We start from the raw sequence: 13706 nt of genomic DNA, 5'->3' as shown, positions 1-13706 counted from the left end.
GGACAAGTCGGCGGCGAACGTACGGTGAACCACTATGATGTTATGCCGCCAACCAAGGTGCCGGTCCAGTGTAGCCCGGCCTGGGTTTCTACCAATATGCCCCACCTGGTAATCGATCGTCCAGACTGGAATGAGTAAGGAGGAGTAATTCCGGAACCATAGTATCGGTTCACTCGCGTTATTCTTAAAAACTCATTTTTGCCGATAAAAATGTGGCTATAAGACGAAAAATGGTTTTGTTTTTGGAATTTATGCTGGCATTTCGATTCGTTGGCTTGATCCGACCCCAGAACATGCCATACGCGTCTACAGAATTCATTTTTGAAATATGCAGACGCGACCCTTCAGCTACGATTTTCCCCGGAGCGGAAAAGAACCGGTTCAACTTGACTACATATGATTTCTTGTATATATTGTTTTCAATATCAATGAGCAGGACGCAGGTTGCGACCCTTTTTCAGGCCGGCGACCGCCTGTCGCTTTCCATAAGGAGCAGATAAACCGATGCAAAACGAGACCATGTTGGATGTCGCCGCTTTTCTTTTCAGGAAGGGAAGGAAGAATTGTGCCGAGGCCGTTGCCGAAGCCTGGCAGAAGGTATCCGGAGAAGATCTCGAACTGACGGAAAACTTGAGCAAGTGTGGTTCCGGCAGGGCTCCGCAGGGATGGTGCGGTGCCATTTATGCCGCCCAACTCGTCGCCGATAAAGACAAAAAAGCCGGGATCACCGATCGCTTCGCGGATGCCGCCGGTTCGCTTTTGTGCCGGGAAATCCGCTCGTCGAGAAAACTCTCCTGCACCGCCTGCGTCGAACTGGCCGCCGGCCTTCTCGAAGAGAATGTGCAGGAGGCGGTCGCCTGAGCGGCCGAATTTTACTCAATCACGGAAGTTGCTGAATAAGGGGATTCCCCTCTCCACCCTCTTGTTCAGACAACTCTTGGTTCCTCCCCCGACCCGAGAGGACAAAAGCCCTTCAGAAACCGAAGGGCTTTTGTTTTTGCCGGTTTCCACTCGAAACGGCGAGGAGATGCTCTCTGCTTTTCTGAATATCAGTGGACGATTGAACAGCTGGATAACCGGTGGCGATGCGGTTTTGCCGCCTGCGGAGACCTTCAGCAATCAAAGCGATCTGCGGACTGCGTTCCGAATCTGTTCGGGCAATCGGCACAATCGATTTTTTCGGAACAGGTTTCCCGCCAACAGTTAAACCCCTCTTCATGCCCGCGAAGCATGCGTTCCAGGTGATATATGCTTCCGGATTTAAGTAACACCAGTTCGTTTTGAATGGTGGTATCGGCCAGAAAGCGATAGGCCGTCTCAAAACCGTCGAAGGTGAAAAGACGATCCGCCAGTTCTGCAGTCTGGATTTTTCTAACGTGAGCAGCATTGGGGCCGACAAAAACGACACGGTCCGCAACTTCGAGCGCCAGCTTCGCCATGGCCCGGTATTTCCGTGAACCGGAGCCGCCGGTATCGCTGAAAACACCCAACACTACGGTTTTGCGCGGCGCGACGGCGTTTTTCATCAGGCCAACGGTTCTTTCAACACTCCAGAACGGTGCCTTGAATGTATCGTTGATCATCCAGGATCCCTGCGGGCTTCGGTGTATGGAAAGCCGGGCGGGGAACGATTCGACGCCGTGCAGCGAGGCCGCACACTGCGCTAGCGAAACGCCGGCGGCAAGGGCGCCCGCAATGGCGGCAAGCAGAGAAGTAACCAGCAGGTCGCCGAACAGACCGGTTTCGACGCGAACGCTTCGGTCACCATAGGTCACGTTCAGCGACAGGCGTTGCGGCCAGTCAGAGCAAATAGCGCTGCCACGGACATCCACGTGCTCACTGCACCCATAGGTCAGAATGCTGGCTTGGGTTTGCGATGCCATCGCCATCACGTGGGGATCATCGGCATTGAGCACGGCGGTACCGGATGGCGGCAGAGCCGCAATCAGGGTGCCCTTTTCTGCGGCAGTGCCCTCCCGATTGCGGAAGCTGGTGTAATGATCCAGGCCGATGGTGGTCACGATTCCGATATACGGAGGCAGCGCACGGATATTTTTGGCCATGTCGCCGGGAAAGCCCACGCCCATCTCCTGCACCAGGTAACGGTAGGAGGTGCGCATTTTGCGCATATTTTTGTAAATGGCCCTGCTGGTATTGCGATGCACGCCGGCATAACAGGGGCCGCATTCGCCGAGAATCCTGCCCAAAAAATAGGTGGCGGTGGTTTTACCGCAGCTGCCGGTAACGGCCAGGATTTTTGTTTTACGCAGATATCTGAAACGGTGCCATCGTGCGCGGCATTCCTTCCACAAACGATCGGGTGAATAACTTTTCAGTTTTCGCATGATTCCGAATCCGGTTTTGAATTTCATCTCTACCGAGCCCCGAAAGGACCGGCGCATGGGCCGCTCAGGACCTTATATACAGTTTTGGGTGACAAAAGTCAGGCAAACCAGCCCACTCAGGTCATGAGAAAGTTCAGAAAAGTCCTTTTTGTGGCAACGGTGGGTTATATGCCGCCCTAGATATTACCAAAACATCCATGGGTCGAATATCTCACGTCAAATTTTTCAAGAAACATTTGAGGGAAAGGTCCATATAGCTTTTTCAGTGTAAGCGCACTTTGGGCATATAAACTCATGGAGCCGGCGCTCTCGACGCCAGATATACCTGCCTTTGCTTCGGCATTTTGGACATTTAGCACGAAACACGAATTTAAAAACCAACCATGGAATTATCCAACCGATATGTACGAATGCGAAAAATATCAGGCCTGTCGGGTACCCCTCAGCCAATAACTCCTCGCTAAGCCCCACAGCCAGGGTACTTCCGATAAAACTGCCGGCAAACGAAGAAATTATCATAAGTATCGAGTGCGTTTTGATTTTCATCAATGTCACCTTGCGTTTATTGAACAATGGGAGAGTCAGGAAAACTCCCCTGTTTTCTCTCTTGGGATTCCCGATTTTGCGGTTTTTTTGAGATTACCACGAAAAAACACATTGACGCCGCAGAAGGATTCTGATATTACATTCTCATATCGGATTCTGAAACCATCATCTGGCGAAAGGACAAAAAAATGGCCAAGGCACAGATTACGGCACGCGTACCCGAAGTAGTTTGCCAAAAACTCAATTACTTAGCATCTCAAAAAGGCATAACGCGCCAGGAATTCATCGAGCAGGTCCTTACTGAGGCAACCTCAGGAACCGAAGTGCCCTCTTCTTTTCAGGCGAAAACCTATGTCTCTCCGGAAGTTCTGGAAACCATCAAAGCAAACATCGACACCCTCAGTGCAGGCCAGGAAATAGGGCTTAAAAAGCTTGTAGGCCATGAATTGTGGAGCGAACTGGAGCATTCCACCCGTCGAAATTTCGGGAAAGACTTCAAAGAGATGGTACTCAGTGGTGAAATATCCGGCCTGTCGTTGGGAAGAAAAAAAACCAATAACGAGCAAATGTATAATAGGATCTAATTTCCGATATGACGGTGACGGCACCCGCCCCACCCCGGGGCGGCATAACGGAACATTAATGGGACCGCCCGAACCGCGGAGAACAGCAAAACAGGTTTTTCACTTGCAGAGGATATGGTAACGTTCAGTTTACCTCTGCCGGAGAAGACGATGAACACACAGACGCAAGAGCTGCCCTGGATTATCGAGACTCTGCTGGATACGGACCTGTACAAGCTCACCATGCTGCAGGCCTTTTACCACTGCAGCGCCTTCGAGGGGGCCGATGCCGGATGGAAATTCAAGTGCCGCAACTCTGAAAACAAGCGACTTGGGCGGCTGATCCCGGAGATCCGCCGCCAATTCGAGCATCTGTGCGCGCTACGCTTTCAAGACGACGAAATCCGCTACCTGGCGAGCCTGGGCTATTTCAAACCCGACTTCCTGGCGGACCTGGCCACGGTTCGCCTGGAGATGAAACACATCACGCTGCGCCCCGACGGCGAGAACATCGAACTGCGTTTCCACGGCCCCCTGCTGCAGGTCACTCTCTTTGAAATCTACGCCTTGTCGATCATCAACGAGGTCTATACCGGAACCGTCTTCCCCCGGCCCGATTACGAAGCGGGGCAGCAACGCCTTTTCCAAAAGATCGCACTGTTGCAGGAGCGCGGCAACCTCGACGGACTGCGGATCATCGACTTCGGCACCCGCCGCCGCTTCAACCGTCAGTGGCAGGAACAAGTCCTGGATATTCTCATTCGCGAAATCCCCGAGTACCTGACCGGGACCAGCAACATGCAACTGGCCCGCAAGCTGGGGCTACCACCGGTCGGCACCATGGCTCATGAATGGTTCCAGGCCTGGCAGGCCGTAACCCCGCTGGAGTATGCACAGCGGGCCGCCCTGTCAGCCTGGTTGCTGGAATACCGCAACAGTCTGGGAATCGCCCTCACCGACTGCTATTCCATGGAGGCTTTCTGCAGGGATTTCAAACTCTTTTTCGGCAACCTCTACGACGGCCTGCGCCACGACAGCGGCGATCCGATCGCCTGGGGCGAGAGGGCGATCCGGCTCTATGAAGCCTTCGACATCGAGCCGCAAGGCAAGTCCCTGGTTTTCAGTGACGGCCTGACCTTCGATAAAATCCTCGAGCTTTACAATCATTTTCGCGGCCGGATCAACACCGGTTTCGGCATCGGCACCAACCTGACCAACGACCTGGGCTACGAACCGCTCAACATCGTCATCAAGATGGTGACCTGCAACGGCCGCCCGGTAGCCAAAATCAGCGACGCTCCGGGCAAAAGCATGTGCGAAGACCCGGACTACCTGGAAAACCTGGCGCGGCTCTACCAAATCGGCGATTGGCAGCCCGCAGCGCCGGTTTAAAGGAGCATCTTCTTGACGCCCCGCTCCAAGTTGGAATCAGTCGCTTTTCGAACAACGTAAAGGGGCAATCGTTCCCATTCGCGGGGTTAGTTCGGACCTGACGAACGGGGACCTGACAGAGTTTAACTTTGGTTCCATTTTCCTGCCTTCGTTGAACAGTTTATTTCCATGGGGACATAATTAGGATTCACTTCAAGTCGAACCCTATCCATAAGAGTTTTATTGTAGAACCTGACAAAAGGTTGTTGCCACCTTCCTCGGCTTTTATATCGATGAACCTCTACTATCTCTCCAGATTTTGTAAGGAATAATCTAACTTTTAGTTCGTCTTGCGGATTAATATGCTCCGAAACTTCACCAACCAACGTAAGTCCATAATGCCTATCTAGTTTGCTGCAAATCGTGTCTATGCATTGTTCTGCATTTTCCGGTTTACATATAATTTGAAAACTTACCCGAAAAAATTGATTTTCCCAAAAAATATATTTAGGTGCTGAAATTTCAATTAAATTGTAATGTGTTATGTCTTTTGATTTTTTATAGGTAGATATAATGGACCTTTTCTTTTTTATAATTTTGCCCTGTTGTCCAAAGGAGCATGGCCCACCTATGCAAATCATATCATCGGAAGGTGGCTGACCAAATCTAAGGCCTTGGAAGCCGATAGTGCCAGTCTGTGCATTCTCATAAAAGATATCTTCTGCTTTTAGTGGGCTAGCAAGGATCAATATAATCAATGCCATACAGATTTGCCTGAACATGGTTTTACCTTTCTTGTGACTTTAAAAGAGGCAAATTTCGGGGACATCCATGATAAGTAAACTCAAGGGGAAAACGCTGATTTCCCTTGACCTCGCGGAAATTCCCGGTGGCTTGGCTCTACTGCCCTTTGTCCTTCCGCCCTTCTTGATCTACCTTGTGAACAGCCCAACCAGGCGACCAGACATCTATTTGCCGTCTTCAGGGTGATCCCCCGAACTCCCAGGCAAGACAGATCTGCTTCTTGTCATCATTGGACAATTGTTGATTCATCTGTTTGCTTTCCAGTGATCTCCTGGCTCTCGACGACAAAGACAAAAGTGTCTTTCACCACTTTTTCCGCAAACGTATAGTCCTTGTCCGAATAGTTTTTCATAATAATATTAAGCGCCTGCACCTTCTCCTCAAGACTGTTCAGCACGGTTGCACGGCCCGTGACAATCACGCTCTTGTAGCGAATCCCCCAGTTGCAGGCTTTTTCGTCCGAGATGATTCCAAGGTCCATATCGAATTCAAGACATACCTTGGGATTGGCCTTCAACAGCTCGACCTTTCGGCCTTCCGAGGCTGAATGAAAATAAAATTTCCCATCTTCATAGCCAAAATTCAACGGCACCACATAGGGCATGTCACCGTCACAGAGCCCCAAACGACAAACATTCGATTGCCGGATAATGGCTTCCACTTCTTCTGTTGATGTTATTTCCAAGTCACTTCTGCGCATGTCCACTCCTCATATTTGGTTGGGTAAGTTTCTGATATCAATACCGGTATGATTTGCTGTCGAGTTCGGGATAGGTGGTGTATAGGTGGGGTCGGATTCAAGATTTTCGATTCTTGTTCCCCTCCTCTTGATGCCAAGCCTGGCCTTTATATCCTCAATAAAAACCCGGACCACCAACAATAAATACCAAAGCTCACAAAAATACAGCAAAAACTTTAACTGTTCGGATCTCCGGCAACTATTTCAATGGCACCCGCGGGACAAACCATGTAACAGTCCCCGCACGCATCGCATCTGGTGTGATCAATAACAAACTTCCCCTCATGTTGGGAGATCGCTTTAAAAGAACATCCCGCCTGACATTTCCCGCAAGAAATGCATGCATCAGTTATGCGGACTCCTCTGAAAGGAATAAGAGCACCGCCGAAACTGAAACCTTCACGTAATAATTTATGAGAACGATGTTCCATCTCATAATCAAAGTCATACACCTCGCCCCAGGCTTCATACAGGCAGAATGTGGTCATGGCAGGATATTTTTCAATATCCTTCACGCCGAGCAGAAACATTTCGTCGGCAACGGATTTTTCTTTGAGAACATCAAAGGGAATTTCCCTGACATTACCGGTAGCTCTAATTGTGTATCCGGGTGGGAAATATGGCATTCCCTCCCAGTTGTAACTTACCGAAGTTTTCGGATACATACCGCAGATTGATGCTTTTTTCGTTTTGCTGAGTTGCTCATAAAAAGGTTTTGTGATCATGGTTCGAAAGTATAATCCTTCATGATCATAAGCGAACAGATGCGCAATTCGCGTCTGCGGTGTGCCTTTATCAATAGTGGCAAAAGTAAGACATCCGATCTTATCGAATTTTTTATAAATATCCTCAATATTCATGATCAGATATTTTCCTTGAATTTATAATGCTTGCCAGCGAATAGTTAACCGGCGAGCTTTAACGAGTCCAGTGAGTAAAAACTAAAAAACTAGGGACACTCCCCAGTTTCCAGGAAGAAAACTAGGGACACTCCCCAGCTTCCTGTAAAGTTTGAAAGAAAAACCTGAAAAAAATGGGAAGTGTCCCTGTTTTTACAACCTTTTCCTACGACCTAAACGTTTCGAAAGCTGGAGAGGACAAATAAATTGGCACCCACTTAGGCCCCGAGTACATCGCTTCAATCTTTCGTCCGTTTGCTACAATTTATGGCTTAAGTTTATGGATCTGTTGTATTAAATTTGTGACGCTATTTAATATTTCCCCTGTTTGAATGCTATCTTTTTCAGACGTCTTTTCATCGCTAAGCCGTTTCCCCAATGGATTGTCAAATATTTGTCCGATGGTGTTAATTGCAAATTGGGTATGACCTGACTCTTTCTCGATTCCGTCTATCTCACCAACAAGATCTAGATACGGCGCCAATGAAAAAGACAAGGCAGACTTAAAAGCATATATCTCCTCAGCCTCTCTTTCGTTTGAATATTGTCGAATACAAAACACAATTAAAGCAATTATTGGCAAAGCAATCGTTGCTTTAAGTATAAACATTGGCTGGGTATAAAATGGACCATTGGAATCACCTGTTTTAGTTGCCTCAAGCGCTAACCATATGACAGCAACTGCTTGGAGAGAAAAAGAGAGAATCGCCGCAAAAGCCCATATCCATTTTGATTTAACAATTTTACTCTTTCTTTCTTCAAAGGCACCAAACAAAGCTCCTCCAGTTGCTTTTAGAAGCTGCTCCTTAATTTGATAAGTTAGTGCTTTATTCTCTGTAATTATATTTTGTGTATCATCTTTAAACTTACCTACAATATCAACGGATTCTACATTAAGCTTTTGAATTTTTATCTGATTCTCTTCAATCTCTGAATAAAATTGCTTGATCTTTGCTTCAAGAGCTACACTAGTAGCTTGGGCCTCTTGAATTGATTTATAGTTAACGCTTGCCTCGTTGTTTATAGCCTTAATTTCTGATAGTATTTGACTTATATCATCTCTTTTTTGAGTTATCTCAGAGACAATTGAATTTGCATTTTTCTGCAAAGCCTGCATGTCTTTAAGACTGTCCTTGGATAGTTCAAGATTTTTTGATAGATTATTTGTCCAATTAGCTACAGCTACTTTCTGTTTTTCTATTGATTTTATACTTTCGAAGGCTTCTTCTGCCTCTTTAATTAATGATCGCAATCTTTGTGAATGTGCTTCAGTCTCACTTGTGCTTGGCCCTGTCGCCTTTGGAAATGTCTGCCTCACAATATCAAACAGATCATCAACCAAGACCCGGTCGCCATTTTGAATGCTGACCGATATGTTTCCAATTGCAAAATTGTATGAAATAGACAATTTTGGATTGTTTCCAATTGGGTAGGTTGCCGCCAAACTGCCGGATATATATTCCTTGTCAGAGAGTTTTTCAAACTCAGCCCTTACCGCTTGTGGTGGACCTGTTAATTGAATCCCCTCGGGTGATCCGTTAAGTGTTACTGTAATGCTATTAGCCACCTGTCCAGTTTTGGTAGGTGGTAAATTTTCAGAAAACTGCAAGAGGTTCTCAGCTACAGCAAATTCATTTGGAGTAATCCATGCCCGTTGAGCGCTCTGATTTTGATTTTTAATTGCCACAGTATTTCTCTCTGCAAAAAGATGGAAACAAGTAGTGCTATTTTCTAACGTAGCAAACAACCGGTGCAAATGGAGCGCAGCGGAATTTGCGTCAGCGTTAATTTGCCTGGTTATGCATTCTTGTCTGCTGATTCAAAAACGCGGGCCTTACCCCGCCTAAATGCCCTGTACTTTTTGCAAAATCATGGAGTTTGCAGTTAAATTCCATATCCATTTCAATAGCAGATTGGTGATTATCTGTATGACGTGCGATTTGTGCTGCATGACCATCGGGTATATTTTCAGATATATGCATTTCTGCTATTTGACCCGAAGTAAGGGGAAGCTTTTTTAGCGTCGCGGCGTTTAATATCGTGCCTCCACACCAGAATCTTAGTTCTGCCCTATCGAGTTCAATATTAAACGGAGACAAATTGATTATTTGTAGCCAGAAATCGAACGACGCCACCTCTCCTAAATTAACAGTTGCGTACTCATATCGAGGCCGCACGTCGATCAAAACGAGTTCTGCCATTCGTTGTTTAGTAAATATTCTCCTCAGAAGGAATGGGGGCAACCATTTCAAAACCTTCCAGACAGACGAGATGGATAAACCTTTCAAAAAACTCTCCTTATTCTGAGTGCATATCGGATAAAGCCCAGGGACGGCGTTGCGCCGGATGAGCTAGTAGAATGTTTTATGAACACCTCTTCTGTATTTTCCGTCCCACTGCAGCGTAAAAACTAGGAACACCCCCCATTTCCCGGTAAAGTTTAAGAGAATAGGGGAGTGTCCCTGTTTTTCTCGCTCATGCGGCATTCTGGCTAGCCTTCCGAATTATCTGATGCTGCAAACATCAGCCTACCGATCAACCAGACTGACCTTCCAAAATTGGAAATAAGGCGTTCACCCTGCCTTAAATAAGATGCGCCTTGATCAATTCCAGCGAGCTTCAAAGCCTCTCCGATTTTTGAACCAGTAGGGTGGGCATCGCCAACACGCATGTCGTAGGCACCAACGATAGGGCCAAAAACCTCTCGAGCTTTTTCTAATCCAACTTTTTGGGATAAAACATCCTGGAGAAGCTTGTTTGAACCTAACTTTTCCTTCTCCGCATGGGTTGAAATCTTACGGAGATCACGAACATTAAGCCTGTCAGAAAACACGCGAACAAGCTCTTTGGCCAACCTCAATAAGGAAGCTTGATCAATACTCGCGAACCGCGAGATCTGCTGCATAGCAGCTTGATCATCTATGTCATGATTAAATAGAGAAATCCCGATCTCTTGATGAAATCCAACTGCTAGCATTCGCATTACGCCGAATAGCTTTTCTTCGGCAGCATGGGTAGAAGCAGGTTGAGCTCTAACCTGAGAAGCTAGAAGCTCATTCGAGACCTTCCCTTCAGGGACAATGTTGTTAGCAGCCCAAATATGCTGCTCCCATGCTGCAAGGCGAGCAATGTCATAGGCATAAACCGTGATCAAATCTGAATCATTGATGCCGAAGTGAGTTGAGTATCCTGATGTCGAGGATATGCCGCCAGTTTCTGATGTATACCATTTAAGCGAAAATCCGCGGTGACTCAAGAGGTCACCAACAACACTAGAACGGAACCAGAGCCATCGGCCTATATCTTCATTGTTAAGGTCAGCAGAAACCATTCTGGTTCCATCCGTCTCAACGATAAATTGGGGAAGAGTGTTGTCTGCATCTCCTCGGACGCGACGGCTTCGACCTTGATGGTCGATCCATTCATCTCGCCAAAACTCACCCTCTACGCGAACACCTTCGAACCGAGAGCGATCGCCTTTAGAGCTTTCGAAATCGGTGTTGTCATCGCTTTCCGGCCCCATCACTGGGGCATCTTCCTCCTCATCAACATCGGTTCTCCAAGCACGGAACACAGCCCAGCTCCCCCCGAAGATCTTGTTCAAACTATGAATGCGAAGCTCAAACCTTCCGTCATCTCTTTGCTCTTGAAGATTCTCAAGAGTTGAGTAATCAGATCGCTCAATTGAAGCGACATTTTCTACTCTTTGCCGGTAAGAGGAGATGCGAAGAGAAAGCCCCCGTGCCGCGAGATAGTCTATGAGAAACTCTCGCTTGATCTCGATGAGGCGATGGCTGCCATCGTCCTCAAGAACCTCACGGGCCACCACAACGAAGTTTTCTTCGGGCCGGACCCAATTTAGTCCATCCTTTATGAGGCGTAACGCCACCACAAGATCAGGATTCAGAATCCAATGCGTTCCACCTACAACAGGCTGGGGGTGCTCAAATACGAGCTCTACGCCAATTGGTTCTTTGTCGTTGTATTGATATTGATCGATTGATGCGTAAAAACCATCTTCATACGCGTAAGGTTGTACGCTATGCCCAATACCTATATCGCTCCAACCTAGTTGCTCTGCTCGTTCACGCTGCTCTGGCGGGAACGCGACTGATCCGCAAGCAAAACAATCGCTGACATACCCTACCTGGGTCGATTGGCCACTCTCATCATTGCAGTATGCTCGTAACGGAACCCAGGTCGCCTTTGAGAAAGTCCGGCGAGTTTCTTTTTCAAGGAGAATCCATTCTTTATTCATGGCAACAACTTCCTATTCGAAAAATCTGGCGATTCCGTTTCAATGCCGCATAACAACTTAACTCACCGATGGCGCTGTACCGCTGGCGAAGCAGAGCCTTAAACGAGAACCGCCGCTGCTTGTTCCATCCGGTGGAGTGGATTGTTGGATTAACTTAATACTGAGATAGAGACTGATTAATAAAAACAACATCCTTATCATTGAAGCGCACGACAACGACGCTGTTACTTGGGGCGTAAGTGTAGGCGGCCCAAACCCCGATAAAAGTGGTTTATTTTTGGCGTTGAGGATTATGAAGCCGCCAAGAGATTGCATAGCCTATTATTAGCTGTATGTGCCCCAGTTTCTGGGGACGACCCAGTCTGTTGCCCAAGTAACAAACTCAGAGGGCTTGAAGCTTGATTCTAAGACTTCAATATTTTGGACTTGTCCAGGAAGTAGGGACAGAACGTGCTGTTTTGTGTCGCTGTCATAATCCCAAAGATGGTAGCGATCTGCCTTGTTTTTCGCCCGTCTACTAGGGCCGAAATCCATAGGTGCACAGGTTCTTTCAACCACGCGACCATCTTCTTTCGAGAAGAACGACAGCTTTACTTTTCGCAAGTCGTGGATTGCTTGGATGAACTTATTTCTGTACATAGCCCGCTCCTTAATTTTGGTTTTGGAATCCAACGTTGAGTTGGGCAGCCGCGTTTCTTGCGGTCCGCTCGAACAATTAATTAACTTAAATATTTAATTTTTCATAAGAATGCTGTATTTTATTTTGCTTTTCTTGTTCAGCTTGAAGTTTCTCAGCATCTTTTTTTGCTCTCTCTGCTTCTTGTTTTTTCGCGTAATCTAAGACAGCTGATTTTCCATCTTGGTAGGCTTTATTAGTGAGTTGTATTGCCTTTTTTACTAATTTAAATTCACTTTCTACTTCTTCAATACTTGCTTTTAAATCTAGTTCGCTTCCATGGATTTTCACTTCGGCATTGCTCTCTGAAATTTTCTGGAAGAGCTCTCGCCAAATTGGACATGTAAATGAATTTAAACGAAATTTGTATTCAACTAAGTCAGATTTATTATCACTATAACCAAGCTTTTCGATAAGCTGAATTTCTGCAGTTTCCATTACTTTTTTACCTTTTCTATTATTGCGAAATTCATATATTGCTCCATCTTCAACCATTAACTGAATATAAGGTTCTTTTTTCAATATGATATCAAGAGGGTTCATTTTTTCTCCTAAAGTTAACATTGTGGTTAAGTGGAAAATTGGACTTCAATTTTTCCACCCATTGTTAATACCTTTATCCAACTCTCTCCTGAAGAATACTCCTTCATCCGCACCAAGCCCCAGGCATCAAGCGCCCTGAAACTCAATAAAAAAAGCCGCCCGCCGGATCTGTTTCGGCTGAGCGACTCTGATTTCCCTCTGTCGGCATAATGCAATTCCGGCATGTCCATCGGTCACCGAAAACAAAAAGCATTTCATAAATACCGACAAATATCACAAAATGTCAAACATTCTAATGTATTTACGCGATCATCACCCCTTCCCCAGCACCGCACTCAACCCATCCAGAACATACTGCACGGCCAGAAAAGCCAGCACCAGCCCCATGATACGGGTTGCCACGGCGGTGCCCAGCTTGCCCATCACGCGGGTCAGCAGTTCGGCTTTGATCAGTATGACAAAGGCGGCGGCGAACACCACCACGGTGCCGATCAGCAACGCGAGATAGCCCAGCAGATCGGAGGTGCGACCGGCGAAAATCAGGGCGGTGGCAATGGTGCCGGGGCCGGCCAGCAGGGGGATGGCCAGAGGGGTAATGGAAACGTCCTTTTTGATTTCCGCCAGGTGCTCCTCGCCGGGGCTGGTCTCGGTACCGCTGATACGGCCATAGAGCATCTCCAGAGCGATGGCGAACAGCAGGATACCGCCGCAGATACGTACCGCGGCGGTCTGAATCCCGAAATAAGCCACCACCCACGGCCCGGCCAGGATGAAGAAACAGACCACCGCCCCCGCCACCAGGCAGCCGCGCAAAGCCATGGCACGACGTTCGGCGCGGCTGTCGTGGGGTGTGATCGCCAGAAACACCGGCGCCCCCCCCACCGGATCGACGAGGATGAAAAGCTGCACGACAAAAGTGATCAGCAGATCCAGACTGGCTTGCATGCCCTCTCCTTTCGGCC

At 47.5% G+C, this 13706-nt stretch carries 13 protein-coding genes; 3 read left to right on the top strand and 10 right to left on the bottom strand.

Annotated elements, in window-relative coordinates; all coding sequences use genetic code 11:
- Positions 1 to 504: 504 nt before the first annotated feature.
- Complete coding sequence (locus PCAR_RS17575) at positions 505 to 861, top strand: C-GCAxxG-C-C family protein (protein WP_011339828.1); 357 nt, start codon at positions 505 to 507, stop codon at positions 859 to 861.
- Positions 862 to 1112: 251 nt separating this feature from the next.
- On the opposite strand, the gene PCAR_RS01440 is transcribed toward PCAR_RS17575, so the two are convergent.
- Positions 1113 to 2345, bottom strand: a complete 1233-nt coding sequence (locus PCAR_RS01440) for a Mur ligase family protein (protein WP_158447390.1) — start codon at positions 2343 to 2345, stop codon at positions 1113 to 1115.
- A gap of 734 nt (positions 2346 to 3079) precedes the next feature.
- Between PCAR_RS01440 and PCAR_RS01430 the strand changes: the two genes are divergently transcribed.
- Positions 3080 to 3475 carry a single-stranded DNA-binding protein gene (locus tag PCAR_RS01430; protein WP_011339824.1) on the top strand — a complete coding sequence of 132 codons (396 nt, stop codon included), beginning with the start codon at positions 3080 to 3082 and terminating at the stop codon, positions 3473 to 3475.
- 150 nt (positions 3476 to 3625) lie between these two features.
- A complete protein-coding gene (pncB, locus tag PCAR_RS01425; RefSeq protein WP_011339823.1) occupies positions 3626 to 4846 on the top strand; it encodes a nicotinate phosphoribosyltransferase in 1221 nt (406 codons plus the stop codon).
- 122 nt (positions 4847 to 4968) lie between these two features.
- Here pncB and PCAR_RS01420 read toward each other — a convergent pair whose 3' ends face one another.
- The 9 genes from PCAR_RS01420 to PCAR_RS01380 all read right to left on the bottom strand — a co-directional run bounded on the left by PCAR_RS01420 (position 4969) and on the right by PCAR_RS01380 (position 13689).
- Positions 4969 to 5589, bottom strand: a complete 621-nt coding sequence (locus tag PCAR_RS01420) for a hypothetical protein (protein WP_148204275.1) — start codon at positions 5587 to 5589, stop codon at positions 4969 to 4971.
- A gap of 266 nt (positions 5590 to 5855) precedes the next feature.
- Entirely contained in the window at positions 5856 to 6329 is a 474-nt protein-coding gene (locus PCAR_RS01415) for a pyridoxamine 5'-phosphate oxidase family protein (RefSeq protein ID WP_011339821.1), read from the bottom strand.
- Positions 6330 to 6544: 215 nt separating this feature from the next.
- Entirely contained in the window at positions 6545 to 7228 is a 684-nt protein-coding gene (locus PCAR_RS01410) for a 4Fe-4S binding protein (protein WP_011339820.1), read from the bottom strand.
- Between the two features lie 304 nt (positions 7229 to 7532).
- The gene (locus PCAR_RS01405) at positions 7533 to 8954 is read right to left on the bottom strand and encodes a hypothetical protein (RefSeq protein ID WP_041531207.1); all 1422 of its coding nucleotides are present in this window, start codon (positions 8952 to 8954) and stop codon (positions 7533 to 7535) included.
- Between the two features lie 97 nt (positions 8955 to 9051).
- The gene (locus tag PCAR_RS01400) at positions 9052 to 9555 is read right to left on the bottom strand and encodes a hypothetical protein (RefSeq protein ID WP_011339818.1); all 504 of its coding nucleotides are present in this window, start codon (positions 9553 to 9555) and stop codon (positions 9052 to 9054) included.
- Positions 9556 to 9758: 203 nt separating this feature from the next.
- Complete coding sequence (locus tag PCAR_RS01395; protein WP_011339817.1) at positions 9759 to 11525, bottom strand: hypothetical protein; 1767 nt, start codon at positions 11523 to 11525, stop codon at positions 9759 to 9761.
- Between the two features lie 324 nt (positions 11526 to 11849).
- Positions 11850 to 12164, bottom strand: coding sequence for a hypothetical protein (locus PCAR_RS01390; protein ID WP_011339816.1), 315 nt, complete (start codon positions 12162 to 12164; stop codon positions 11850 to 11852).
- An 85-nt stretch (positions 12165 to 12249) separates the two neighbouring features.
- Positions 12250 to 12744, bottom strand: a complete 495-nt coding sequence (locus PCAR_RS01385; RefSeq protein ID WP_011339815.1) for a hypothetical protein — start codon at positions 12742 to 12744, stop codon at positions 12250 to 12252.
- A gap of 312 nt (positions 12745 to 13056) precedes the next feature.
- Positions 13057 to 13689, bottom strand: coding sequence for a MarC family protein (locus tag PCAR_RS01380; RefSeq protein ID WP_011339814.1), 633 nt, complete (start codon positions 13687 to 13689; stop codon positions 13057 to 13059).
- Between the last annotated feature and the right edge of the window lie 17 nt (positions 13690 to 13706).

The organism is Syntrophotalea carbinolica DSM 2380 (assembly GCF_000012885.1).
Lineage (GTDB): Bacteria > Desulfobacterota > Desulfuromonadia > Desulfuromonadales > Syntrophotaleaceae > Syntrophotalea > Syntrophotalea carbinolica.
The sequence above is the reverse complement of the archived record's forward strand: the minus strand, read 5'-3'. Positions and strand labels throughout refer to the sequence as shown.

Bases quoted from the DNA above. Each gene is read 5' to 3' on its own strand.
- PCAR_RS17575 (WP_011339828.1), top strand. From the start codon at position 505: ATGCAAAACGAGACCATGTTGGATGTCGCCGCTTTTCTTTTCAGGAAG.
- PCAR_RS01440 (WP_158447390.1), bottom strand. From the start codon at position 2,345: ATGCGAAAACTGAAAAGTTATTCACCCGATCGTTTGTGGAAGGAATGC.
- PCAR_RS01430 (WP_011339824.1), top strand. From the start codon at position 3,080: ATGGCCAAGGCACAGATTACGGCACGCGTACCCGAAGTAGTTTGCCAA.
- pncB (WP_011339823.1), top strand. From the start codon at position 3,626: ATGAACACACAGACGCAAGAGCTGCCCTGGATTATCGAGACTCTGCTG.
- PCAR_RS01420 (WP_148204275.1), bottom strand. From the start codon at position 5,589: ATGGCATTGATTATATTGATCCTTGCTAGCCCACTAAAAGCAGAAGAT.
- PCAR_RS01415 (WP_011339821.1), bottom strand. From the start codon at position 6,329: ATGCGCAGAAGTGACTTGGAAATAACATCAACAGAAGAAGTGGAAGCC.
- PCAR_RS01410 (WP_011339820.1), bottom strand. From the start codon at position 7,228: ATGAATATTGAGGATATTTATAAAAAATTCGATAAGATCGGATGTCTT.
- PCAR_RS01395 (WP_011339817.1), bottom strand. From the start codon at position 11,525: ATGAATAAAGAATGGATTCTCCTTGAAAAAGAAACTCGCCGGACTTTC.
- PCAR_RS01390 (WP_011339816.1), bottom strand. From the start codon at position 12,164: ATGTACAGAAATAAGTTCATCCAAGCAATCCACGACTTGCGAAAAGTA.
- PCAR_RS01385 (WP_011339815.1), bottom strand. From the start codon at position 12,744: ATGAACCCTCTTGATATCATATTGAAAAAAGAACCTTATATTCAGTTA.
- PCAR_RS01380 (WP_011339814.1), bottom strand. From the start codon at position 13,689: ATGCAAGCCAGTCTGGATCTGCTGATCACTTTTGTCGTGCAGCTTTTC.